The organism is Arsukibacterium sp. UBA5043 (assembly GCA_002415085.1).
GTDB lineage: Bacteria > Pseudomonadota > Gammaproteobacteria > Enterobacterales > Alteromonadaceae > Alishewanella.
On the sequence record DIBV01000001.1, the window covers coordinates 68104 to 93546 of the forward strand.

Sequence of the window (25443 nt, forward strand, 5' to 3'; positions counted from 1 at the left end):
TGGGGACTGGGGTTGAAGGATTTTGTATTAGGGATTCTGTTAAAGGAATTCTGGATGAGGGATTATGAAAGTTGGTATAGGATACAGTAATTGCGAGGATGCTTTTGTCGCTGGCCAGCAAGCTGCACAAAGCGCAATAGCGCAGGCCACTTTTAATAACGCTGATTTAGTGCTGGCATTTTGTAGTGGCAGGCTGAATCATCAGGAGTTTTACCGCGGTCTGCGGCGGATACTGGGTCCGGAAGTTAATATATTCGGGGGCTCAGCGATTGGGGTGATCACCAATTCTCAGACATCGTATCAGGGCTTTCCGGCTGCGGTAGCTGTGTTGAAGTTTGAAGATAACTATTGTCAGATGGCAGTAGCCAGTGGTTTGTTTAACAGTCCGTTTAAAGCCGGAGAGCAGTTAGCCGCTGCTTTGCCGACCATGCCTGATGCCAGCTTATTGCTGCTGCTGTATGATTCAATTAAATTTGCAGGATCCGAGCATGTCGCACCCGTGATGAACCCTTCAGCGCCCCTGCTAAGGGGCCTTGAGTTAAATTTGTCCTCTGCGGTGCCTGTTGCAGGCGCAGGGTTACTGGGTGATCAGGGCTTTGGTCATACCCAGCAGTTTTGTGGCAAGAGTATTGCGCAGCAAAGTGCCAGTGCTTTAGTGTTTGGTGGCAATTTAACGTCTTATATTGGGGTAATGCACGGCTGTCAGCCGCTAAGTACTCAGCGTTATACTATTACCGGCATTTTCGGCCAGTTTTTATATACCCTGGATGGCAAACCTGCGGTTACCGTTATCGATCAGGCATTTGGTAGCAGCAACTGGCGAAAAAGTTCACCGGTCAGTAAGCTATGTCTGGGTATCCCGGCTACTGGTAGAGCAGAGCTGACTAGCGAAAATGATTTTAGTAACCGGCTGATCAGTGGAATATTACCGAATGATGAAGGTCTGATCCTGTTTGAGCCTGATATGCATGAAGGGATGCAAATTCAGCTAATGCGTCGTAGTCCGGCCTTAAGCAGAGTATCGGCCAGAACGCACACAGAAGCGCTTTTGCAGCAAATTAAACAGGATGGCAAGCAACCGTTATTTGCGCTTTACATGGATTGCGCTGGCCGGGTGGCTCAGTTTGATGACAACGAGCAGCATGAAGTCGGCCGGGAGGACGCGATTGAAGTGCAAAATTTACTTAACCACGCCAGAGTGCCGCTACTGGGCTTTTATTGCGGCGTAGAAATTGCGCCGCAAGCAGGCAAAAGCAGGGGCTTGGACTGGAGTGGGGTATTAGTCGTTTTTACCCGCTAAACTGCTACTTAACCACCGCAGCGCTACTATCAAACTGACGTTGCAAATAGCTGATAATATCTTGTGACTCATATAACCAGGTTGTGGTTTGGCCCGGCGTACTGATACGTAAGCACGGCACCTTTACTTTACCCCCAGCTTGCGCCAGTTCAAGGCGATACTGTTGGTTATGCTGAGCATCGCGCCGTTCAATATTAAGACCCAGGCGGGCAATTTCTTTGCGAACTTTGATACAAAAAGGGCAGCTGCTAAACTGGTACAAAGCAAGCTGTTGACAGTTTTCGTCAACGTTACGTTGCTGTTCCGCGTCACGAGCAATCGCTTTTGGTGTGGTAAGCCATTCACCAATAAGCATAAAAGGAGTTAAGATAAGCCGGAGCAACCGGAAGAATAAACGGATAAACAAACGCATTGCGTACTCTGCAGGTAAAGTAAAATCGGCGCAAGTATACCAAAAACGGGAGAGCAGTGTGAACTACCTGGCCCATGCTGTACTGGCAAAACCAAATCTGTATTCGTTAACCGGCAATTTGCTGGGCGATTTTTGCAAAGGTCTTCGTGTTGACTGTTTGCATCCTGAAGTTAAAGCTGGTCTGGAGAATCATCGTGCGACAGATCGTTTTACTGACAGCCATCCGATCGTCAGATCAGCCAAAGCGGGGTTTTCGCCGCGGCGTCGCCGTTTCGCGGGAGTAGCGCTGGATGTATTATTTGATCACTTTTTGATCAGGCACTGGCAGCAATTTTACAAAGCGCCATTTTCAGACTATAAAATTCAACTGTATCAACAACTGACTCAGGCGATGCCATTAATGCCGTTACCCATGCAACAGACAATGCAGCGGGTGTGCCGCCACGATTGGTTTGCCAGCTACCAGCATCTAACCCAGCTTGGCCGGGCATTAGACCATATTGCCGGCAGGATCCGCTTTGCCAACAATTTCAGCGGAATGATTAACGAAATTACCCCGCGTTATGCCGAACTGGAACATAACTTTTTGCAGTTTTATCCTCAGTTGCAGCAGCATTTGCAGCAATTAGCACTCGAGTCAGTTAGCCGTGGCACGATCAATACAGACTGAACCGCGAAGCTTTGATTACAGAAGCTTTGATTACAAGGAGTAGCTATGCCAAGCAAGATCCTGGATTTTTGGTTTAATGAAATCAGCTCTAAACTATGGTGGGCCAAAGACCAACAGTTCGACCAGCTGATCCATGACCGTTTTGGTGATTTAGTTAAGCAAGCCAGCCGTGGCGAGTTATACCGCTGGCGCAGTGATGCAAAAGGTCGGTTGGCTGAGATTATTCTGCTTGATCAGTTTTCCCGCAATATTTACCGTGAAACTCCGGCGGCCTTTGCTCAGGATGCCATGGCATTAGTGCTGGCACAGGAAGCGGTAGCCGCTGGTGCATTAAAAGAGCTATCGGCTGATGAACGCAATTTTTTATTAATGCCTTACATGCACAGTGAATCACAATTTATTCATTCGCTGGCTGAGCCGCTTTATAAACAATATGCGCCGGATAGCAATTATCAGTTTGAATTAAAACATAAAGCGATAATTGATCGTTTTGGCCGCTATCCGCACCGAAATGCTATTTATGGCAGAACTTCGACTGAACAGGAAATTGAGTTTTTAAAACAGCCCGGTTCCGGCTTTTAAACTACGTAGGGCCTGTCCGGGGGGGGCGGGTACTCAGATATAATAATTGTTAAACAAGGTACAGTTCATGATTGCCAGCGTCACGGTATATACCTCTGCGTTAAGGTATTTCGGCTTGCAAACAGATACCGCTGCATCGCAATACAATTTAATCTGGTAGTTGCAGGTTTGACTCGACTTCTTTGTGGGCATGGTATTCGGCTATTGCCTTATTTAGGCGCTCCATAAAACCAGGGTTGGCGGCAAGGTAGTTTTTACTGACATAAATACCAAAAGGCAGTTTTATCTGTTTACGAATAACGTAGTTTTTTCGAGATAATTTCTCTTGTTGGATCAGGGTTTTGGCCGTTAAAGCCGGCAGCATCACGGCATCAACCCGTTTATGATCAAGCAGGTTAAAAAGCCCTCTGATATCGCTGGTGCCCGGTGTTATCTGGTAGTGTTGCTTTGACAACCAGCTATAGATATTACTATTCATTTGGGCTGATACCTGAGCAACGTGTTTAAACTTCTCGTGTTCAGGATGTAAGTCACGTCTGTCAGCTAACCAGACCCAGGCCCACTCTGTGTAAAACAACGGGGTTGAATACTCTGCCAGCTCGTTTCGCTCCGGGCTCTCCGTTGCTAACAGTAACGCGTCCAGCTGATTATTCTCTAAATCGATTAGTGCCCGGGCAAAGTGTGGTACTGCTTCAGCCTGATAGCTAACACCAAGTTCAGCCATGATGTTAACGAAAGCCTGATAGCCTTCGCCAGCAAATCCATTGCCCTGCACATAGGTGTAAGGCGGGTAATCGGCTACTGCCACCCGCAGCATTTTTGCATCAACGCTGCGGCTAAATCCAGCCAACAAAATGACGGGCAGCAACAGGGTTGTTGCTAATCTGCGTGCTTTGGCAAAGTCTCTGGTAGCTTGCATTATGTGCCACTCTCTGTTGTTCCAACAAAACCCGTTGTTCAGCTAACATTGAGTATAGACCCTTTACTTACTATTGCGTTGATGGGCAGCCTGATAATCTATATCGGGGCCGACAGGCACGATCTGGCTGGGATTGATCATGGTGTGGCTGAAATAATAGTGGCGCTTAATATGATAAAAATCGACGCTGCCAGCCACGCCTGGCCACTGATAAAGCTCGCGGGTAAAGCCTGCTAAGTTCGGGTAATCTTCGAGTCGTTGTTTATTGCACTTAAAGTGGCCATGATATACCGCATCAAAGCGGATTAAGGTGGTAAATAAACGCCAATCAGCTTCTGTCAGCAATTCACCCGTCAGATAGCGGTTATTGCTTAATATGGTTTCTACCTTATCCATTGCTGAAAACAGCTGCGCATAAGCATCTTGATAGGCCTGTTGACTTGTTGCAAAACCACAACGGTATACCCCGTTATTAATGTTGTGGTATACCAGTTCGTTAATTTTATCGATTTGGGGTTGGATATCCGCCGGGCAATAATCGTCAGAATTGCCAGTTAGCGGGTTAAAGGCCGAATTGAGCATCCGGATAATATCTGCCGATTCATTGCTGACTATGCAATTTTGCTTTTTATCCCACAGTAATGGCACCGTTACCCGACCGCTGTAATCTGCCTGGTGGCGGGTATAAACCTGGTGTAAATAATCATAGCCAAACAGACTGTCGCCGGTACTGTGATTACTGGTATCAAACTCCCAGCCATGCTCAAGCATATCAGGGCTGACCACTGACACGCTGATATAGTCTGTCAGATTTTTCAGCTGCCGAAATATCAGGGTGCGATGCGCCCAGGGGCAGGCCAGGGATACATATAAATGATAACGGTTTTTCTCTGCTTTAAAGCCTGCCTTGCCGGTTGGACCGGCGCTGCCGTCCTGGGTGATCCAATGACGTAATTGGGCATTTTCCCGCTTAAATTCGCCGTCGTTGCTGTCGGTGTCATACCATTTATCTTGCCAGGTACCGTTTACCAGTAAGCCCATGTCAAACTCCTTAATTTTTGTTCAGATTATCCAGCCGGCAAGTGATTGCCAGTGACAATATGCTATTACTTTAGTCAAAATGGCCCAGCAGCGATATTGGATAATAGTGGCAGGTTTGTCCTATAAATTAGAAAAAATGACGGTATTATTGACGTGTTTTATGTACCTGCCATTAAAGTTTATGTTGCCCGCTCAGGTGATTTAAATGCTGGAGACCATTAGCTCCAGGCTATTAACGCCCGGCTATTAACGCAGGGTTATTAACGCCACGTGATTATGAAAGCTTGCTATACTGATTTGAGCTTTATTTACGTTAACCAAGATTGGCGCAGCCTGCCGGTGTTGTCTGGTTTTTCTCAGCTAATTCAGGGAAGACGTTATGGATAACCCGGTCATAATTCTGCATGGCTGGAGCGACAACAGTCGCTCTTTTGCTGCCATAAGCAAATTTATCAAACAGTTACCAAATAAAAAAACCGTACATTTACATCTGGGTGACTGGCTGTCGATGCACGACGATGTTACCTACAGCGATTTAGGCACGGCTATGCAGCGTGCCTGGCACGAAATGGGCCTGCCGACAGATGACCGTAGCGTCGATTTGGTGGTACACAGCACCGGTTCTTTAGTTGCAAGGCAATGGCTTACCCAGTTTTACAGTGCCAGCCATAATCCGGTAAAACGCTTTGTGATGATGGCGCCCGCTAATTTTGGCTCGCATTTAGCCCATAAAGGTCGCAGTTTTTTTGGCCGGGCAGTGAAAGGCTGGGGCCAACCGGGTTTTCAAACGGGTACTCAAATTCTTAAAGGGCTGGAATTAGCATCTCCTTATAGTCAGCAACTGGCATTTAACGATCTGTTTTCTGAAGATAGCTGGTACGGTGCTGGTAAAATTCTGGCCACGGTAATGATTGGTAACAGCGGTTATTCGGGTATCAGCGCTATTGCCAATGAAGATGGTTCCGATGGCACAGTGCGGATCAGCGGCGCTAATCTTAATTGCAGCCGGATCACCGTGGCGCTGGATGAGCAGCAATCTGTGTTACCCGGCAGTTTACAGTTTAGCCGTAGTAAAGGCGATATTGCGCTGGCGATTCTGGATAACGAAAATCACAGTACTCTGGTGTTTAAAGATAAAGGACCAAAAAACTCGCTTACCCAGACTATTTTGGCCAAGGCCCTGCGCGTAGAAGACACCGATTATCAGCCGCTGGCCGACAGTTTTAACTGGCAACAGCAGATTAATGCGCTGGACCCTGCCGTTGTTAGCAAAAGCCCGCAGCGCAGTCAGATAGTATGTCAGTTAACCGATCATCTGGCGAACAACGTGCAGGATTATTTTGTCGAGTTTTACCGTACCGGTAAAAAAGATCAGAAGTTTGAGCAAGAGTTATATCAGCAATTACTATGTGGTGTACATGCCTACAGTGATAACGGCGCTTATCGCACCTTGTATTTTAATCTGGCAAGTCTGAGTGAATTACGCCAGCGCTACCAGCTTAATCAGTTGTATATTAGCTTTAATGCCGAGCCGCATTATAAACCACCACGCCAACCGGTAGGCTATACCAGTGTTGCCGCCAGCGCTACTGCCGGTATAAAGCTGCCGCCAGAACAGATTGACTGGCTGTTTACGCCGCACCAAACGGTGTTGTTACAGGTGATCATGCAGCGCAGCGTTGATGCGGCCGTGTTTAAACTGCGCCGGTAGTACGCGGGTTGTTGGCTCCCGGGTAGTTATTGGTACTGCCATCCCAGAGCTTTGATGTCCTGCAAAAGTTGTGGCTCAATTGTGTTGAGTAAAGCATTAGCTTGGGCATCGCTTAGCATTGGATTTCCCGGGAGAGCAGCCGCATTATCCAGTTTAGCCATACCAATATATCCCACAGGTGATTCTGGGAAGTCGGCGATTAGCTGCTGATATTGCTCTTGTGCAGCGCTAAGCTCGCCACGTTCAGCCAGTTTAACGGCCAGGTTATACTGATGAGTAATGGCGACGGGGTTTAGCCTGTATGCCCGTTGCAGTGCTTGCCAGGCATCCTGGCGGCGGCCAAGTTGCTCTAAGGCGGCAAAGCGCCATAAATGAGCTTGGGCTAAATTGGGGTTGAGGCTTAGCGCTTTATCCAGTGCCGGTAGCGCGGCATCGTAATTACTTTGTAAATAGAATAGCAGGAAGCCACGGATAGCATGGGCTTCGGCCAGCCCGGGTGCCCGGACCAGTGCTTTGGCTAAATGCTGCTCTGCTAAGGTGGCGGCAATATCTGCTTTTAAAACGCCAAAACTGGCACTGCCTTCGGCCAGTGAAATAATGGTGTCTGCCAGCGCGGCATAGGCCATAGCGTATTCCGGATCAAGTGCCAGCGCCTGCTCGAATAAACGGCGTGCCTCTTTAATTGATTCAGTGGTTTGCAGGCGGTATTGCTCGCGGCCCCGCAGGTACATCATATAGGCATCGCTGCTGGCGGTGTTATTTAGGCTGGTCAGACTGCCTGCTGCTAAGTACCGCTGTTGCAGCAGGTTAGCGATAGCCCGGGCGATTTCGGTTTCTACTGCAAAAATATCGCTTAATTGACGTGAGAAACTCTGACTCCAGAGGGTCATGCCGTCCTCGGCATTAATCAGCTCTACCCGCAGCCGGATTTGATTACCAACTTTATGAATACTGCCACTGAGCAAAGTGTCCACCTTAAGCCGCCTGGCAATATCAACGGGCAGCAGGTTTTGCCTGGCCAAACTAAAACCGGCACTGGCCGACGCCACCTGTAAACCTGCAACCTGGCCCAGTAAACTGGTTAGCTCTTCGGTAACACCGGCCGCCAGATATTGCTGGTCACTTTCGGGGCTTTGATCCCTAAATGGCAATACAGCGATAGAACTGGCTTTCAGGCTGGTTAGCAGGCCTTCATTGCGTTTAACATAGTCGGTACGGGCGTTGTCGAAATAATGCAGGCCCAGCATTAACGAGCCAACCATTACCACACTTAACCCCAGCCACCATTTCAACCCGAGTGGTTTAGGGTTTTCGCTGTAGTCAACGGCGGTAACCTTAATGCCCTGGGGCGTGATATCAAAATACCAGGCCAGATAAAACACCACGGGAAAGCAGGCGAACAGAAATATCGTCAGGCTGGTGGCAACAAAGGGGCTTAAATTTAAAAGTGGGGTAACCACGGCGATAATTTGCAGCAGCAGCCAGATAACACCCAGAAAAGGAATAAGGGTTTGAATGACTTTGCGCCGGCGTAATTCCGACAGAAACTTCATCACTACTTTCAAGCTTGTCTCCCTGACCCTGAAATGATGACACTGACTTGAACTGAGGTATATTGTATAAATTAAATATAATTTAGCAGCTTAGCATTGTCAGAATAAGCGTAGCAGGCAGGTGAGTTTTTAACCAAGTAAAGCGGGATAAATATCCATACTGATTTACCTTAAATTTATTACTAACGCAGTACTTATTTCTAGCAGGAGCAGAAAAACGTTATGGCTTTGATCAGGATAGTGTTGGGGGTATTGATATTGCCATTCAGTGTGATGGCGCAAACCGGCTCAGTGCGAGCAGATAGCCCGTTGCCAGATTTTTATCAGCAGTTACAGCAACAGCAACACTATCCAGCGAGCTGGACTGCTGGGAACTTTGCGACACCAGCGCTGTGGCGGGAAAATGGCCGCAACCTGCTGCGACAAAGTTTACTGTGGCCCGCAGAGTCGGTCGACTTTGCGCCGGTACTGGAAAAAACTGAGCAGCGGCAGGGATATCAGGCAGAGTTATGGTCGGTGCAACTGACCACGTATAGCCGGATAAAGTTATTGCTGCTTCGTCCGGCACAAGGCGCCCCCTATCCAGCGGTGTTGCTACTGCATGACCATGGCGCCCGTTTTGATATTGGTAAAGAAAAAATGATCCGGCCCTTTGCCGATGACCCAAAACTTATCAGCGCCGCACAATGGAGTGATCGCTATTTTTCCGGCAACTTTGTGGGCGATGAACTGGCGAAGCGGGGCTATCTGGTGGTGGCTGCCGATACGCTGGGCTGGAGTGACCGCGGGCCAGTTGAGTTTAGTCAGCAACAGGCGTTGGCCAGTAACTTTTTGCTAATGGGCCGCTCATTGGCAGGCATGGCAGCATACGAGGACCTGCAACTGGTGCGCTATATCAGACAATTACCCGCAGTCGACAATACGCGGGTGGCGGCACTTGGTTTCTCGATGGGGGCATTCCGGGCCTGGCAGCTGGCGGCATTGACCGACGATATTAAAGCGGGCATTGCGGTGGCCTGGCTTAACCGTTATCAACATATGCTGGTACCTGGCAATAATATTATTGGTGGTCAATCAGCCTTTTATATGTTGCACCCCGGCCTGGCAGGTCATTTAGATATACCGGATGTTGCAAGTCTGGCGGCGCCTAAAGCTATGCTGTTTATTAACGGTGGCAAAGATAAGCTGATGCCGATAGCCGGTGTAAACTCGGCATATCAGCGGCTGGCAGAGGTGTGGCAGGCTTTTTCAACCGCTGAGGCACTCACCACAACATTGTGGCCGGAATATGGTCATGAGTTTAACGCGACACAGCAGCAGCAGGCGTATAACTGGCTGGAGCAGCAACTGCAAATACAAACTGAAAAATAATGCCGCTTACCGCAAATTATGGCTAAAGTGTTTCAAAATATTACCAGACTAATGACTCGACGCGCTTTAACACTTAACATGGCCTTGTAAATAGAATGACAACAAAAATAAATCCGGAGAAAACGAGTTGAAATTATCTAAAATTGTTCTGGCTATGGGGTTAGTAGCGGGTATTACGGCTTGCAGTCAACAACCGGCTGCACCACAGTTACCGCAAGGCGTTAAACTGATAACTGAGCATACCCAGCAGAAAAATGGCGTATCAGTGCCCTATAAAAAATATCAGCTGGATAATGGTTTAACGGTTATTGTGCATGAAGATCATTCTGATCCGCTGGTGCATGTTGATGTGACCTACCACGTGGGTTCTGCCCGGGAAGAGTTGGGTAAATCAGGTTTTGCCCACTTTTTTGAACATATGATGTTTCAGGGCTCAGAAAATGTGGGCGATGAAGAGCATTTTCGGATAGTAACCGAGGCCGGTGGTACGCTAAATGGTACGACAAACTCTGATCGTACCAACTACTTTCAGACGGTTCCCTCTAACCAGTTGGAAAAAATGTTGTGGTTAGAAGCAGATCGGATGGGCTTTTTGCTGGATGCCGTAACAGAAGAAAAATTTGAAGTACAACGTGAAACCGTGAAAAACGAGCGTGGTCAGCGTGTTGATAACAGACCTTATGGCCGCTTAGGTGAACGCGTATCGCAAGCGATGTATCCGGTAGGGCATCCTTATTCTTGGCCGGTAATTGGTTATATGGATGACTTAAACCGGGCCAATGTAAACGACGTTAAAGCGTTCTTTTTACGCTGGTATGGTCCGAATAATGCGACTGTTACCATTGGTGGTGCGGTCACGGCAGCGGAAGTGCTGCCTCTGGTTGAGCAGTACTTTGGTTCAATTCCTCGTGGCCCTGAAGTGACGGCAGCGCCGAAGCAACCGGTATCACTGGACAACAGCCGTTATATTTCGATGGAAGATAATGTACATTTACCGTTGATTTATATGTCTTATCCTACGGTATATCTGCGCCATGAAGATGAAGCTGCACTGGATGTGCTGGCCGAAATTCTTGGCGGGGGTAAAAACTCGATTTTCTATAAAAACCTGGTGAAAAATCAGCTTGCGGTACAAGCTACTGTGAATCACCCATGTGCTGAGCTGGCTTGTACTTTCAACTTATTAGCCCTGCCACACCCGGCATCGGGTAAAAATCTGGCTGATATTGAAGCGTTGATGAGGGAAAGTCTGGCCGAGTTTGAACAGCGTGGCGTTAATGACGATGACCTGTTAAAAGTAAAAGCGCAAATGGAGGCCAATACTATTTACGGTCTGCAAAGCGTTTCTGGCAAAGTAAGCCAGTTGGCCATCAACGAAACTCTGACCGGTAACCCGGATAACCTGCAGAACGATTTAAACCGGGTTAATAAGGTAACCAAAGACGATGTAATGCGGGTTTACAATACCTACCTTAAAGGCAAAGGTGCAGTGGTGATGTCGGTGGTGCCGCGCGGTAAGCTGGATTTAATCGCCGCAGCCGATAACTTTACCCCGCAAGTACAGGATTTCGGTGGTCCATCTACCACCAGTGCCGATGATTTACAGGTACGCCGCGCTACCGACGACTTTGATCGCAGTGTAGAGCCACAAGCCGGAGTTAACCCTGCCGTTACGGTGCCAGCGTACTGGCAAAGTAGTCTGGATAATGGCATTAAAGTATTAGGTGCGGCCAGCGATGAAACACCAACCACTTCTATGCTGTTGAAACTAAACAGTGGTCTTTACTACGAGACACCGGACAAAACTGGTTTAAGCAGTATGTTAACGGCCATGCTGAATGAAGATACCAAAAATTTTAGCGGTGAAGAAATTGCGCTGGAATTAGAAAAGTTGGGTAGCTATATCAGCATTAGTGCGACAGATGAGCATATTCAGCTCTACGTGTTAAGCCTGAGCAAAAATCTGGACCAAACTATCGACCTGCTGATGGAGAAAATGCTGCAGCCGGCGTTTAATGAAGACGACTTTAACCGCTTGAAACAGCAACGTTTACAAGGCATTCAGCAGTCAGAGAAAAATGCCGGTTACCTGGCCAGCAACGCATTTCGTAAGCTGATGTATGGTGATAGCATTTTAGGTCAGCCAGGTGGTGGTACCTTAGCCAGTGTAACTAACCTAAGCCTGGAAGATGTCAAAGCCTATTATCAGAGTCACTTTAAGCCAGATGGCGGCCAGTTAATTGTGGTGTCAGACTTAGCTAAAGATAAACTGCAGCAAGCCATTACGCCGCTTACTCAGTTTACCGGTACTGCACCAGCGGTAAATGTTAAGGTGCCAGCGGATGCCAGCCGCGGCTCGGTTATTTATCTGGTGCATAAAGATGATTCACCGCAATCAGAGATCCGCATCGGTAAGCGCAGTTTATCTGAGGATATTACCGGTGAGTACTTTAAAACGGGCTTAGCCAACTTTACCATCGGTGGTAATTTTAACAGCCGGATTAACCTGAACCTGCGGGAAGATAAAGGTTATACCTATGGTGCGCGCACCGGCTTTAATGCTGACAGCTATACCGGGGTGTTTATTGCTTCAGCTGCGGTACGGGCTGATGCGACTGCCGCGTCGGTAAAAGAGTTCATTGATGAACTAAACCGTTTCAGCGAAGCTGGCGTGACCGATCCTGAGCTGGCATTTATGCGCCGGGCGTTGAATCAGCGTGACGCGCTGAAATACGAAACGCCTAACGCGAAATTAGGTTTCTTAGCTCAGATCCTGCAACACGATCTGGCACCTTCTTTTGTTGATGAACGCAATACTATTATTGCGACGATCAGTAAGGAAGAGATTAACCAGCTGGCAAAACAACACTTTAATCCGAAAGAAATGGTTATTGTGGTGGTAGGTGATTCTGCTGTACTGCGCCCGGAGCTGGAAGCACTGGGATATCCGGTGGAAGCCTTATCTTTATAAGCTAATGGCTTGACCAGAGCGCCACCTTCGGGTGGCGTTTTTTATTAGCGTATTTTTTCTGCCCGGCACCGGGGTATTACTGGCAATTTGCCGCGTAAGCTCCTAAAGTGGCGGGATGTCTGGATTATTAGAGACGGATAAATGGTTATTGGGTTATGGCTGGCCAGTTTGCTACTGGCATTGTTGACGTTATTACCTTTGTGGCGGTTTGAGGCATGGTGGGTTCGCGGTCTTGATTTTCCGAGGCTGCAACTGGCGGTGCTGGCCGGGGTCATTGTAACTTTACAGCTGCTGTTTACTGATTTAACCCGGTTAAACCAATGGCCGATGTTGCTGATAAGTAGTGGCTGCCTGATATTTCAATTATGGTGGATAGTGCCTTACACGCCGCTTTTTCGAAAAGAAGTGATGGCAACGACTGCCGATAACACCAAGCCCTGCATTGCTATTCTCAATGCGAACGTGCTGGGTCCAAATCGTAATGCGCAAGCACTGATTGATCTGGTTAATCAGCATCAGCCAGATATTCTGGTTACTCTGGAATCTAACAGCTGGTGGCAACAGCAACTGGACCAGTTGAGCGACAAGTATGGTTACAGTGTTAAATGCCCGCTGGACAATTTATATGGTATGCACGTGTATTCCCGCTTGCCATTGCATAATACCGCCATTCAATTTTTGGTAGAAGATAATGTGCCATCTATTCATGCAGAGGCAGAGCTGGACGACGGTAGTCGGATTGCCGTACACTTTTTACATCCTGCGCCACCCAGTCCGACTGAAAACCCCAGCTCTGAAGAACGTGACGCCGAGCTACTGGTGATGGCATCCAGTGTTAAGGATGTTAAAACACCGGTCATTGTCGCTGGAGATTTAAATGACGTGGCCTGGTCGGAAACAACCCGGTTGTTCAGGAAAATTAGTGGCTTACTTGATCCCCGCATTGGCCGGGGTATGTTTAACAGCTATCATGCTGATTATCCTTTTATGCGTTGGCCACTAGACCATTTGTTTCATAGCAGCCATTTCACCTTGCAGCATTTGCAGCGCTTACCGTCTATTGGCTCAGATCATTTTCCAATGTTGATCAGGCTATGTTATACCGGCCAGCAGCGACCACAAGACGGGATTGATCCTGACCAGGATGATAAAGAATTGGCACAAGACAAAATGATGGCGCAAGCAGTTAGCCCTGAGCAGGTTCACCGCCCCGAAGCTCTCGCGGTTGCCCGATTAAGTTAAATATGCTTTTTTTCTCCTGCTAGTGACGTGCGCATTTTCAGATATGCTGACAGATTAACAACGGATTATTTATGCAATATTCAGTACTTGGTAGTAGTAACATAGATGTCTCCCGCGTATGTTTAGGAACCATGACCTGGGGCACCCAAAATACCCAGCAAGATGCCGATGAACAGCTGGCATACGCTCTGGCGCATGGGGTTAATTTTATTGATACTGCTGAGATGTATTCCGTGCCCCCCACCGCTGAATCTTATGGTGCTACGGAGCGGATAATTGGCGATTGGCTGCGCCGCAACAACGACAAGCGATCAGAACTTATTATAGCCAGTAAAATGGCCGGTAGTGGTTTGTCGTATATCCGGGGTGGTGGCATCATGACGCCGGCAACACTGCGTCAGGCCGTCGATGACTCGTTAACCCGGCTGCAAACAGATTATCTGGATTTGTACCAGTTGCACTGGCCTAACCGGATATCTCCGCACTTTGGCCGGCATGGCGTTGGCCATATCAGCTTGTCTGAGGCAAACGCAACTGAGCAAACCGAGCAAATACTTGGCTTATTACAGGCACTGCAATACTGCGTTGATGCTGGCAAAATCCGCTTTTGCGGTTTATCAAATGAAACCCCCTGGGGTATTAGTCAGTATCTTAAGTTAAGCGCTGAGCACAACTTGCCAAAAATGGTGTCAATCCAGAATGAATTCAGCCTGTTACATACCAAAGACTGGCCCTATTTAATTGAACAATGTGTCCACGAAAACATCGCTTATCTGCCGTGGTCACCCTTAGCAGGGGGGGCCCTATCCGGAAAATATCTCAACGGTGCCAGACCAGATGGCAGTCGCTGGAGCATGCTGCAGCGCCATGGTCTGTTTCGTGACACGCCACAGTCTGAAAGGGCAGTAGCGGCGTTTACCGAGCTGGCTGCCAGTCATCAGCTCAATCCTGCCGTACTGGCTTTAGCCTGGGTTAATCAGACCGCAGGGGTAACTTCAACTATTATCGGTGCCACCAGCATGGCCCAGTTGCAGCAAAATATTGCGGCCTTTAGTTTAACGCTCAATCAGGCGGTAACTGAAGATATCAGTCAGTATCTCAGGCAATACCCTATGCCATTTTAACTTCTGACTATTGCCGGCGGCAGTAAAAATTAGCGCAATGGCAGCTTGTGAAGTCAGTATCGAGCCATTAAGCTCAATACCAGCGCGTATATTCTGAAAAGTAGTGGAATGTAAATCACCATGAAGCAAATGATAGAGCAGGCAACTAACTTACCCAGTATTCCACAAGTGCTGCAAAAGCTAATCGCCACTATGAACGATGAGGACACATCGACTGATAAGCTGGCTACTATTATCAGCAATGATCAGACCATTACTGCTAAGGTACTGCGTTTAGCCAATTCGGTCCACTTTGGTCGTCAGCGCAAGGTTGGCTCGGTTAAAGACGCGTTAGTTGTGCTTGGGCGCGATACTCTGCGCACTCTGGTGTTATCAATCGGCCTGGTATCAAGCTTTAAGGCGCCGGCCACCTTCGATTTAAATGCTTTTTGGCGCCGCTCGTTTATGCTGGCGAACCGGGCAAAATGGCTGGCTAAATTAAACAAGTCTGATCCGGAAATAGCCTATACCTGTGGTTTACTGCATGGTATTGGTGAATATCTTATTCATATTATCGAGCCTGAGTTGGCAAAAACCATCGATGAGCAGGTAGAGGGGGGCGCTGCAAGGCGCAAAACCCAGCTGGAATTATTCGGGTTTGACTACACTATGGCCGGCAGTGAACTGGCCAGATACTGGAAATTTCCGGACGATATTGCAGATGCGATTTTGTGGCAGCAACAACCGGCCGGCAGTGGTGCGCTATTACCTTATGCTACCCTGTTATATCTGGCCCGCTATATGATTTTATACCGCGAGCAGGTAAGCGCTGGCAATTTTGATGAGTTGCCGGTGAAGTTAATTCATGCCGCCCATATGAACCTGGACGATACTTACAGCAGAATGCGTGATTTCACCGAAGATAATGAAGATATTATGGCGATGCTGCAGCAATAAATCAAAGTAGAGGAGAGCGACATGACCACAGTAAAGCAGGTGTTAGCCTTAATCGTTTTGGGGTTGGTATTAATTGGCTATCACCCTCAATGTCTGGCGGATCCTACCATCCCGGATCACTTTAACCAGCCTGCAGAAAATCTGATAACCGGCGGCCAGCCGTCGCAGGCCGATCTGAAGCAGCTTAAAGAGGCGGGGATCAGCAAAGTCATTAACCTGCGCGGGCCAGATGAACCAATTTCTTTTGACGAGCAAGCGGCGGCGGAAGCACTAGGCCTAACTTATATTTCGCTGCCGGTTGCCGGGGCCGGTGATGTCACCGTCGAGAAAGCCAGAGCGCTGTATCAGCATTTGCAAAGTGATGACAAGATACTGATTCACTGCGCGTCGGGTAACAGAGTGGGTGCGTTACTGGCTATTGGTGCGCATGACATCAATGGTAAACCCATTACGGAATCGCTGGAATTTGGCCGCGCCGCAGGGTTAAGCTCACTGGAACCGACGGTACGTTCAGTGCTGAACGTACAGACTCAACAATAACACAATTTTTGTTCAGCGTTGAGCTGGCCAGCGGTGGTTTGCGTCGGTTATGTTGCCGATAGCCCAAGCAGCGCAAACATCACTATGTGGCTGACAGCTACCACGACGGTTAAAGCATTGCGCAGGCTTTGGTAGTTTTTGCTGTAACGCTGGTTAATGCCGCTGCTGAATTCGGCAAGGCGTAGCAATAAAAACAGTAAAGCCTGCAATAGCAGAAAATAGTCTGGTAATAGCGCCAGGCAGATAATACTGATAACCGGAAAACTCACTGCCAGCAGTGCCAGCTTGCCTGGTCCAGATGGTTTTCCGGCCGGTTGATATAATACCGGCCATAACACGCCGGCCATAAAACCCAGAATAAGTGCGCTGAATAGCTGATAAAGCTGCAGCAACTGGGCGCCTGGCGCCAGCCACTGCATATGGTAAGCCAGAGGCAGCAGGACAAAAGGCAGCAAGCCTGCGAAGCCCAGAATATTAATGAGTTTCATGATTTACCTCGTATTTTCAGCTGTTACGCAACATACGCTGTCTGTGATCAGATTAGCAGCGCGTTAATCCAGCTTAAATACAGAGGTAAGCCAATTAACACATTGAGCGGGAAGGTAATACCCAGCGCTGCCAACAGGGCCAGACCAATATCGGCTTCTGGGATTGCCGCCCGGATTGCCGCAGGGGCAGCAATATACGACGCACTGGCCATTAAGCCTGCCAGGACTAGAATACTGCCGCTGCTTAGCCCCAGCAGTAAGCCCAGGCCAATACCAAACCAAGCCAGGATAAACGGCGCCAGTAGCGCAAATAACATCAGTCGCCACTGTTTTACTGGCAGCGGCGAGCAGACTTTGGCGGTACACAAGCCCATTTCCAGTAAAAACAATGCCAGCAGAGTACTGAAGCCACCCACTAATACCGGGGTTATACCCGATAAACCATCTTTACCGTAAATCCATCCAATCAGCAGGCCACCTCCTAATAGCAGCACGCCGCGGCTGGTCAGCGCTTCATGTAATATCGCCAGTGAACCAGCCTTACTGCCATTAATATAGCGGTACAACCATAACATAGTAACAATAGCGGGTAGCTCCAGCAGCACCAGATAAAGGGTGGTTTGCGGTGCCATTGGCAAATTGTGATGCAGAGCCAGCGCCATCACGACCGCAAAGGTACCTGCACTGACCGAGCCATAATGGGCGGCTACGCTGGCGGCATTGGCGCTGCTAAGTTTCACTGCTCTTCGAAGTAGTGGATACAATAGTAGCGGTAATACCACACCAGTTGCCGCTATTAGGCCAAGTTCCGGTAATATTGGCAGTAGCGGCACGCCATGCAATGCCATACCGCCCTTTAAACCTAGGGTTAGCATCAGTAAGATTGACAGGGTTTCATAGATTGGCAGCGGGACTTTTAAATCTGATTTTACTAAGCCGGCCAGCAGGCCCAGGGCAAAAAAAGCAATAACAACATCAGGCATTAAGGTGCTCCGCTGAGTAAATTTAGCCAAGTGTGCCAGAATACAATTGCTAATGCATGGCGAATATTCTTGTTTCAGCGGATTACTGGCACATTAACTGACGCCGTACAGCAACTCTATCCGTTCCTGCTCTGTTAAAATACCGGTCAAAATAGTGCGGCGACGCAGTTTACACATACGCTCACCTTCATCAAGCACCTCTCGTTGAAACAACTCGGGCTGGTCGATGCAATCAAGAATACTATGCCAGTGAATATAGGCGCTGTGTCTTAGCTGACCGGCCTGATAGCGTTGCTCCAGCCGCTGATAAATATCGGCTATCCGTGAAGGTTCAGCCAATAGCTTGGCAACAATGGCCTGGTGCAGCCGTAATATCTGTTTATCGGTGGCATCATGCGCTTTGGTCGTCGGGCGATTAAGCCTGGTTCTGCGTGGTCTCACAACGTACAATCACCCTCGGTGCAATTTGCCCGCTTGCGCGCCCACAACGCATAAGCTTTGCTGGCCAGCCAATAACAGGGCGGCAGGCGCAAAAAAGCCACCAGTTTGCGGTAACCCGCCAGTTGCCAGTAATGCAGACTGGCATCGATTCCGATAATAAAATGATCCTGATCCCATAAATGAATTTGCCGCATCATCGCGCCCTTACTTACCCCGGCAAAACCACTAAAACCATCAGTACTAATGTCGACCAGTTGCAGGTGTGGGCTGAGTTTCGGCGCTAAAGCGCCAATTTCACGCTGACACAGCTTGCAGCTACCATCATAAAACAGTTTTTTCATCATCAGAGCCAGTTTGTCACCATGGCACCTGTTACGGTGCCAGCTGTATTTCGATCAATCTCTTTTAAGTAACAGTTCATCAACGCTACCCTGGGCCAGCGGGTGATAACCCGGCCGGGCTTGCTGATACACTTTTTTCGCAAAAGCCAACCCTTCCGGTGTGATGGCTAGCTGCTTATAAAGCGGAATAATCAGTTTACGCCGGCCAATATTGATTAAGTATTGCTCAAGTTGCGGCATAATTTGCTGATAACCGGTCTTCAACGCCAGTAAATACCAGGCATGGGCAATTTCGCTATTGGCTGACTGGGTCAGGGCAAACGCGGCATCCAGGCTGGCTAATTGCTGCTGGCTGATCGTCATTGGCAGATTATTAATAAAATACAGCCACTCATGCACGGTCCAGTTTTGCGTTGGCAGGGCGTTGAGCGCTGTTTTGCCGGCTAACCAATTGTTTGCATGCTGTTGTACCTGATTAAACGCATCAGATTGCGGTGCTGGCGTGGTGGCCGGTAAGCCCGGCTGATAGATCCAGGTTTTTGCCTGTTCTAGAGACACCAAGTCCGGATATTTTTGCAATAAGTTAGTATTCAGATACTGAACAAACGTGGCAGTATCGATACTCTGAAAGGCGTGATCAGCAAAGTACTGGCGGACGAACGGGTCAAATTTATCGCGGCCAAATTGTTGCTCCAGATACATTAAAAATAACTGACCTTTGGTGTAAGGAACACCGCTGAACGCATCGTCCGGATCGCGGCCCTGTAAGTCGATGTGTAAAATACTGTCGTTGGCACTGAGGGTTGTCAGCTCGTCCTGCAGCGCCTGCGCCGATAACGCTTGCTCCATCACAGCGCGGTCTACACCAAACACCTGCTCCATAATCCGGTTTTCAACATAAGAGGTGAACCCTTCGTTTAACCACAAATCACGCCAGGTAGCGTTGGTAACCAAATTACCTGACCAGGAATGGGCCAGCTCATGCGCAATCAAACTGACCAGACTGGCATCACCGGCGACAACTGTCGGGGTAATAAAGCTCAGCACCGGGTTTTCCATGCCGCCAAACGGGAAGCTGGGCGGTAAGATCAGCAAATCGTAGCGACCCCAGCGATATTCGCCATACAGTTGTTCGGTGGCATCAATCATTGCCTGCGTGCTGGCAAACTCTTTTGCCGCTGCATCCAGAATATAGGCCTCAGCATAAACGCCGGTTTGTTCGCTCATTGCTTTAAACTGCAAATCACCTGCGGCAATGGCAATTAAATAGGCAGGTATTGCCCGTGGCATAGTAAATTGATAGTCGCCGTCACGAGCGGTGGTCGGGTCGTTTGGTGCACTCATTACCACCAGTACGTCGTCCGGGCTTTGGATCCTCGCACTGTAGGTTAATCTTACCGCTGGCGTGTCCTGTACCGGTATCCAGCTACGGGCATGGATAGCCTGATTCTGACTGAACATAAACGGCGTGGTCTTCGCGGCAGTTTGCTCCGGGCTCAGCCACTGCAGGCCGGAAGCCTCAGCGGTGGAGTGATAATAAATCCGCAGCGTTTTTGCCTGAAAACCGGCATTAACGGTTAACTTACTGCCAAGCACCGGATCCCGTTCTGCCAGACTGTAGGGCGCAGGTTGCCAGCTGCCATCAGCAGCTTTAGCATAGACTTGCTTAATCACCAGATCACGGGTATCGAGCAATACTGTTGTTTCAGTGCTGTCCAGCCAGTTAAGGTTTAAATCGGCAAAGCCAGTTAAGGTTTTTTGCTGAAAATCGATGGCTAAATCAAGATTCAGATGCTTGATGGTTACCTGCTGGTAGTTGGCGTAAGTATAGTTATCAGCAGTGTCGGCAGCAGCGCCCTTGCTGAACAGGGTGAGCAGCAGCACACCGAGCATAACAGTCATGCGACGTAACATAGTTGTTCCTTAATAAAATTGGCCACCTCAGTTTAATACTAAAGCGCCGGCAGGCAAAGTTCGGCTTTACGTTGCCATTTACTTGTGTCAGGGCAAGGCATTGGTTATGTTGAAACTCTGACACATGACAGGACCAGCGTATGCTATCAAAATGGGGTTGGAAGTTACTGCAGTTAAGCCGCAAGCTGTGGGTGCGGATATCGCTGTTTACCGTACTGGCTTTTTTTACCCCCGGGCTAGGGGTGTTGTTCAGTGATCTGATACCAGATTCGCTTGGCGTGGCGATTGGCTCTGATGCAGCAGAGAAAATTCTGACCATTTTGGCCACCAGCATGCTGACCGTTACCACCTTTTCTTTAAGTGTGATGGTGGCGGCGTTTAATGCCGCTTCAACCGGTGTATCGCCACGGGCAACCCGATTGCTGATGGCAGACAGTACCACTCAGAACGCCCTGGCTACTTTTGTCGGCTCATTTTTGTATAGCATCGTTGGCATAGTGTTACTTAGTGCGGATGTCTATGGCGAAAGTGGCCGGGTGGTGCTGTTTATCATTACCATTGCGGTGATTCTTTTAATTGTGGTCACCATTTTAATCTGGATTGAGCATTTATCGAGCCTGGGCCGGGTAGGTGAAACGGCTAACCGGGTGGAAGACGAAGCCTACAAAGCCGTGAGGCGCTGTGAAGAGCACCCCTGGCTGGATGCAAATCAACTAAAAACACTCGACGATATCCCCTCTGGGGCCACTGCTGTCTGTACAGAACAAATTGGTTATATTCAGCATATTGACGTTAAGGCATTACAGGAATGGGCGGTAAGGCATGACGCTGAAATTTATATTGCCAGTTTGCCCGGTGCTTTTGTGCTTAAAGAGCGGCCACTAATGTGGCTCAAGGGCAACCACGTCCAGCCTGATCAGCCGTTACTAAATGCATTTTCACTCGGTGATTACCGTAATTTTGATCAAGACCCACGATTTGGCTTGATAGTACTGGCAGAAATTGCCTCCAAAGCATTATCACCGGCGATTAATGACCCGGGGACCGCAATTGAGATTATCGGCCGGGGGATCAGAGTGCTTAGTAACTGGCCACCGGAAAATTATCAACAAGACGTCAAGTTCGATCGGGTCTGGGCCCCTGAAGTTCAGCTGGATGAGTTATTTAATGATTTCTTCACGGCAATTGCCCGCGATGGCGCGGCCCACATTGAAATTCAAATTCGGCTGCAAAAAGCCTTTCTGGCGTTGGCCACTTATGGTCCGGAATTCAGACACTGTGCCCGCAAACATGCCGCCGCCGCATTAGCCAGGGCTGAACTGGCAATCAGTTATCAGGCTGACATCGCTTTACTGAAAAGGCTGAATAAACAATTAGATGATTAAGCGGCTTAAAGCCGCACCGGTGATTCAACGCCAAAACATGCCTTGTTATTACAAAGGGCTTTGGGTATGTTGGCATTATTACGTTGTTACCCGATAGGGTTGTTATGTCCGATTTTTCTACAATTAAACTTACTGAATACAGCCACGGCGCTGGTTGTGGCTGTAAAATTTCCCCGCAAATACTGGATACTATTCTTAAAACCAATTCAAACTTTACCGACGGCAAGTTGCTGGTGGGTAATAGCAGTAAAGACGATGCTGCAGCCTATGATTTGGGTGATGGCAGTGCGCTGCTAAGCACCACCGACTTTTTTATGCCCATTGTCGATGATGCTTTTGATTTTGGCCGCATTGCCGCCACTAATGCCATTAGCGATATTTATGCTATGGGCGGTCAGCCACTTATGGCGATTGCCATTTTGGGCTGGCCCGTTAGTAAGCTGCCGCCTGAATTGGCGCAGCAGGTGCTGGAAGGCGCACGTTATACCTGTAAAGAGGCCGGCATTATGTTAGCCGGTGGCCACAGTATTGATGCGCCAGAGCCGATATTTGGTTTGGCAGTAAGTGGCCGGGTGGCGATTAACCAGTTAAAACGCAACGACACTGCAAAGGCAGGGGACCGCTTGTATCTGACCAAGCCGCTGGGGGTGGGTATTTTAACCACCGCCCAGAAGCAGAAAAAACTGCAGCCTGACCATGCTATGCTGGCGCGGGATAGCATGGTGCAATTAAATCGGATTGGTACCGACATTGCTTCGCTGCGTGGCATAAATGCGATGACCGACGTGACCGGTTTCGGCTTGCTGGGACATTTGATGGAAATGTGTGAAGGCAGCGCTGTGGATGCCGTGCTGGCTTATGACGCCGTGCCGGTGTTACCTAATGTGATAGATTACCTTAACAAAGGCTGCATTCCCGGAGGCAGTGCGCGTAATTTTGCCAGTTATGGTGCCAAAGTATCCCCGTTAAACGAGGCCCAACAAGCTATATTGTGCGATCCACAGACCAGTGGCGGCTTATTACTGGCGGTTAGTCCGCAAGCAGAGGCGGCGTTCAGGGATTTAGCTCTGGCATACGATCTTATATTAGAGCCTATAGGGGAGTTAACCAGCCAGGGAAACGGCCACCGGATCCGGCTGTGCTAGCCGATACCGCCATGGACAGTGACTTACCGCTGGTAGCAAATTACCATCAGATCCTCAGCCAGCAGCCTCCTCTGCTGGATTTACGCGCGCCTGTCGAGTTTAGCCGCGGTGCCTTTGCCGGTAGTGTTAATTTGCCGCTGATGAGCGATAACGAGCGTGTTGCAGTGGGTACCTGTTACAAGCAGCAGGGCCAGCAGGCGGCGATTGCACTGGGACATCAACTGGTGCAGGGTGACCTTAAGGCCAGCAGGATAAATGCCTGGCGCAATTTTGCACTGGCGCAGCCAGAAGGCATGTTGTATTGCGCCCGGGGCGGGCTGCGCTCGCAAATTGCTCAGCAGTGGCTGGCAGATGCCGGCGTGGTTTATCCGCGGGTAAAAGGTGGTTTTAAAGCGTTGCGCCAGGCCGCTGTTGCCGTTATTGAACACGCTGCCACGCTTCCTATGTTGTTACTGGCAGGACCTACCGGTAGTGGCAAAACCCGCTTACTACAGCAATTACACGCAGTAGATCTGGAGGCGTTGGCCAATCATCGCGGTTCAGCTTTTGGCCGCAAGCTGGCCGCACAACCAGCGCAAATTCGCTTTGAGAATGATTTGGCCGGTGCGCTATTAAGGGTACAGGCGATTAAGCCGGCCTATTTATTACTGGAAGATGAAAGCCTGTTGATCGGCCAGCGCAATATTCCGCACGTTTTCTTTCATGCCATGCAGCAAAGCCCATTATTGTTGCTCGATGAGCCCTTGCACACCCGGATTGAGGTAATTCTGCAGGATTATATTGTCGATTTGCTTTCAGAAGCGATGAGTCTGCATGGCGAGCAGGGTTTTAACCAGTTCAGCACTATGCTGCAACAGGCCATGGCACGCATTCGAAAGCGGTTAGGTGGGGCGCTTTACGCTGAGCTCAACGCCCGATTGACCGAGGCCCTGACAGAGCAACAACGCAGTGGTGATATCAATTTACACCGCCAATGGATAGCTCGGCTGTTAACCGACTACTATGATCCAATGTATCAATATCAGCTGAAAAAACGTGGCCTGCCGATCTTAATGCGCGGCAGTGCCAGCGAGCTTAGCCTGTGGTGGCAACAACAAACCGCCGTGCGTTAATTTATTAAGTTAACTGCGGGCAAAGCGGCCCAGTTGCTGTTGGGTGCGGGCGGTGCCACTCAGCAAGTCTTTAGCCGCTTTATCAATCGAGGTCATTTGCTGGTGCGCATCGCTGGTGACTTTTTCAATCGCACTCAAATGCTGATGGGTTTGCTGGTAGCGCTGTTCCAGCTGCACTACGGTCTGGTTGATATTTTGTATCCCGCTTTTCGCGTGCTGTAATTCCTGCTGTAATTGAGCAAACTCGCCGCTGGTATCGGCAATTTGCTGTTGTGCCTGCTGCGCCTGCTGGTTCAGGCTTTGTGATTCGGTGCGGGTTTCGCCGACCAGTTGCTCCATTTCATTTAAAAACCCGGAAATTTGCTTAGTGGCATCGTTTACCTTGGCTGCCAGGGTACGAACTTCATCAGCAACCACCGCAAAACCGCGGCCGGCATCACCGGCGCGGGCGGCTTCAATGGCGGCATTGAGTGCCAACAGGTTAGTTTGATCAGAGAAGGTTTCTACCATCACCAGAATTTGCCGCACGTTTTCAGAGTTTTTATGCAGGCCGTTAATGGTGTTTCCAAAAGTATCAAGTAACTTCACTATACCGGACAACTGGCCACTTAGTTGCTGCATCTGGCCGCTGGCCACTTTGGCTTTATCCACCGCATGGCCTGACACCTGATTCACTTCATCACCGTGCTGCACAATGTCGGCCAGATTATCCAGTACCTGATCACTGTCGCGGCGGATCTGGCCGCTGCGTTTTTCGGTGTCCTGTAAATGCTGACGGGTACTTTTTACAGCCGTTGAAACCTGTTCGTTCACCTGATGCGTTTCCTGTGCCTGCTGGTGAATATCACCAAGCAGCACGCCAAGCTGGCTGACAAACTGGTTATATTCCTCCGATAAGGTTCTGAACTCATCAAAGGTAAAGGCGGGCAGGCGAAGGTTAAGATCGGTGCCCTTGCGGTTAGTGTCATGCAGCGCGCCGACCAGGGTGGTTACCGGGCGCACAAATAAATAGTGCATATAGCCAATAGTAAAAATAAACGCCCCAAGGCCTGCTATCAATAACGCCCACCAGCGACCATTGGCACCGCCCTCGGGGTAGGCCATATACAATGCCAGCAAGAAAAAAACAGCTAAAAAGCTGATATTACCGATTATTTTCCGGCTTAGGGTGCCAAAAAAGGTCCGTTCGATAAATAGATAAAGGGAGCTGAAGCCGCTCATAAAATTATACACCCTGCCAGCTTAAACGAAGTAAAACCAGC

Annotated in this window: 23 protein-coding genes; 13 read left to right on the forward strand and 10 right to left on the reverse strand. The window is 49.0% G+C overall.

The window, feature by feature from the left end:
* The first annotated feature begins 64 nt into the window (after positions 1–64).
* Positions 65–1300, forward strand: a complete 1236-nt coding sequence (locus B2Q61_RS00290; RefSeq protein WP_290621233.1) for an FIST signal transduction protein — start codon at positions 65–67, stop codon at positions 1298–1300.
* 4 nt (positions 1301–1304) lie between these two features.
* Here the strand turns inward: B2Q61_RS00290 and B2Q61_RS00295 are convergent, their stop codons facing one another.
* Complete coding sequence (locus B2Q61_RS00295) at positions 1305–1712, reverse strand: glutathione S-transferase N-terminal domain-containing protein (RefSeq protein ID WP_290621234.1); 408 nt, start codon at positions 1710–1712, stop codon at positions 1305–1307.
* A 58-nt stretch (positions 1713–1770) separates the two neighbouring features.
* Between B2Q61_RS00295 and B2Q61_RS00300 the strand changes: the two genes are divergently transcribed.
* Both B2Q61_RS00300 and B2Q61_RS00305 read left to right on the forward strand, forming a co-directional pair.
* Entirely contained in the window at positions 1771–2382 is a 612-nt protein-coding gene (locus tag B2Q61_RS00300; protein ID WP_290621235.1) for an ACP phosphodiesterase, read from the forward strand.
* A 45-nt stretch (positions 2383–2427) separates the two neighbouring features.
* A complete protein-coding gene (locus B2Q61_RS00305; RefSeq protein WP_290621236.1) occupies positions 2428–2964 on the forward strand; it encodes a DUF924 family protein in 537 nt (178 codons plus the stop codon).
* Between the two features lie 148 nt (positions 2965–3112).
* Here B2Q61_RS00305 and B2Q61_RS00310 read toward each other — a convergent pair whose 3' ends face one another.
* Together B2Q61_RS00310 and B2Q61_RS00315 are read right to left on the reverse strand one after the other, a co-directional pair.
* Positions 3113–3883, reverse strand: a complete 771-nt coding sequence (locus B2Q61_RS00310) for a substrate-binding periplasmic protein (protein ID WP_290621237.1) — start codon at positions 3881–3883, stop codon at positions 3113–3115.
* 63 nt (positions 3884–3946) lie between these two features.
* Complete coding sequence (locus tag B2Q61_RS00315) at positions 3947–4924, reverse strand: glutathione S-transferase family protein (protein ID WP_290621238.1); 978 nt, start codon at positions 4922–4924, stop codon at positions 3947–3949.
* A 379-nt stretch (positions 4925–5303) separates the two neighbouring features.
* On the opposite strand from B2Q61_RS00315, the gene B2Q61_RS00320 reads away from it, so the two are divergent.
* On the forward strand, positions 5304–6635 hold the full coding sequence (locus tag B2Q61_RS00320; protein WP_290621239.1) for an esterase/lipase family protein: 1332 nt from the start codon (positions 5304–5306) through the stop codon (positions 6633–6635).
* 26 nt (positions 6636–6661) lie between these two features.
* On the opposite strand, the gene B2Q61_RS00325 is transcribed toward B2Q61_RS00320, so the two are convergent.
* Positions 6662–8200, reverse strand: coding sequence for a hypothetical protein (locus B2Q61_RS00325; protein WP_414631473.1), 1539 nt, complete (start codon positions 8198–8200; stop codon positions 6662–6664).
* A gap of 210 nt (positions 8201–8410) precedes the next feature.
* Between B2Q61_RS00325 and B2Q61_RS00330 the strand changes: the two genes are divergently transcribed.
* The 6 genes from B2Q61_RS00330 (at position 8411) to B2Q61_RS00355 (ending at position 16372) form a co-directional block, all read left to right on the forward strand.
* Positions 8411–9559 (forward strand): dienelactone hydrolase family protein, encoded by a 1149-nt coding sequence (locus tag B2Q61_RS00330; protein WP_290621240.1) that lies wholly within the window; start codon positions 8411–8413, stop codon positions 9557–9559.
* A gap of 127 nt (positions 9560–9686) precedes the next feature.
* Positions 9687–12530 (forward strand): M16 family metallopeptidase, encoded by a 2844-nt coding sequence (locus B2Q61_RS00335; protein ID WP_290621241.1) that lies wholly within the window; start codon positions 9687–9689, stop codon positions 12528–12530.
* A 141-nt stretch (positions 12531–12671) separates the two neighbouring features.
* On the forward strand, positions 12672–13772 hold the full coding sequence (locus tag B2Q61_RS00340; protein WP_290621242.1) for an endonuclease/exonuclease/phosphatase family protein: 1101 nt from the start codon (positions 12672–12674) through the stop codon (positions 13770–13772).
* Between the two features lie 71 nt (positions 13773–13843).
* The gene (locus B2Q61_RS00345; RefSeq protein ID WP_290621243.1) at positions 13844–14896 is read left to right on the forward strand and encodes an aldo/keto reductase; all 1053 of its coding nucleotides are present in this window, start codon (positions 13844–13846) and stop codon (positions 14894–14896) included.
* Between the two features lie 120 nt (positions 14897–15016).
* Positions 15017–15832 carry an HDOD domain-containing protein gene (locus B2Q61_RS00350; protein WP_290621244.1) on the forward strand — a complete coding sequence of 272 codons (816 nt, stop codon included), beginning with the start codon at positions 15017–15019 and terminating at the stop codon, positions 15830–15832.
* A 21-nt stretch (positions 15833–15853) separates the two neighbouring features.
* On the forward strand, positions 15854–16372 hold the full coding sequence (locus B2Q61_RS00355) for a beta-lactamase hydrolase domain-containing protein (protein ID WP_290621245.1): 519 nt from the start codon (positions 15854–15856) through the stop codon (positions 16370–16372).
* Between the two features lie 47 nt (positions 16373–16419).
* Here B2Q61_RS00355 and B2Q61_RS00360 read toward each other — a convergent pair whose 3' ends face one another.
* The 5 genes from B2Q61_RS00360 to B2Q61_RS00380 all read right to left on the reverse strand — a co-directional run bounded on the left by B2Q61_RS00360 (position 16420) and on the right by B2Q61_RS00380 (position 20539).
* Positions 16420–16860, reverse strand: a complete 441-nt coding sequence (locus tag B2Q61_RS00360) for a DUF3429 domain-containing protein (protein WP_290621246.1) — start codon at positions 16858–16860, stop codon at positions 16420–16422.
* 47 nt (positions 16861–16907) lie between these two features.
* Positions 16908–17843, reverse strand: coding sequence for a sodium-dependent bicarbonate transport family permease (locus B2Q61_RS00365; RefSeq protein ID WP_290621247.1), 936 nt, complete (start codon positions 17841–17843; stop codon positions 16908–16910).
* 93 nt (positions 17844–17936) lie between these two features.
* The gene (locus B2Q61_RS00370; protein WP_290621248.1) at positions 17937–18284 is read right to left on the reverse strand and encodes a hypothetical protein; all 348 of its coding nucleotides are present in this window, start codon (positions 18282–18284) and stop codon (positions 17937–17939) included.
* A complete protein-coding gene (locus B2Q61_RS00375) occupies positions 18281–18628 on the reverse strand; it encodes a thiol-disulfide oxidoreductase DCC family protein (protein ID WP_290621911.1) in 348 nt (115 codons plus the stop codon). Before B2Q61_RS00375 ends, B2Q61_RS00370 begins: the two co-directional genes overlap by 4 nt.
* 51 nt (positions 18629–18679) lie before the next feature.
* Entirely contained in the window at positions 18680–20539 is a 1860-nt protein-coding gene (locus B2Q61_RS00380; RefSeq protein WP_290621250.1) for a M1 family metallopeptidase, read from the reverse strand.
* Between the two features lie 140 nt (positions 20540–20679).
* Here B2Q61_RS00380 and B2Q61_RS00385 point away from each other — a divergent pair, with 140 nt between their 5' ends.
* The 3 genes from B2Q61_RS00385 to mnmH all read left to right on the forward strand — a co-directional run bounded on the left by B2Q61_RS00385 (position 20680) and on the right by mnmH (position 24181).
* Entirely contained in the window at positions 20680–21924 is a 1245-nt protein-coding gene (locus B2Q61_RS00385; protein ID WP_290621251.1) for a DUF2254 domain-containing protein, read from the forward strand.
* A 104-nt stretch (positions 21925–22028) separates the two neighbouring features.
* Positions 22029–23069 carry a selenide, water dikinase SelD gene (selD, locus tag B2Q61_RS00390; protein ID WP_290621252.1) on the forward strand — a complete coding sequence of 347 codons (1041 nt, stop codon included), beginning with the start codon at positions 22029–22031 and terminating at the stop codon, positions 23067–23069.
* Positions 23063–24181, forward strand: a complete 1119-nt coding sequence (mnmH, locus tag B2Q61_RS00395) for a tRNA 2-selenouridine(34) synthase MnmH (protein WP_290621253.1) — start codon at positions 23063–23065, stop codon at positions 24179–24181. The genes selD and mnmH overlap by 7 nt, the downstream gene beginning before the upstream one ends.
* A gap of 9 nt (positions 24182–24190) precedes the next feature.
* Here the strand turns inward: mnmH and B2Q61_RS00400 are convergent, their stop codons facing one another.
* Positions 24191–25402, reverse strand: coding sequence for a methyl-accepting chemotaxis protein (locus B2Q61_RS00400; protein ID WP_290621254.1), 1212 nt, complete (start codon positions 25400–25402; stop codon positions 24191–24193).
* Between the last annotated feature and the right edge of the window lie 41 nt (positions 25403–25443).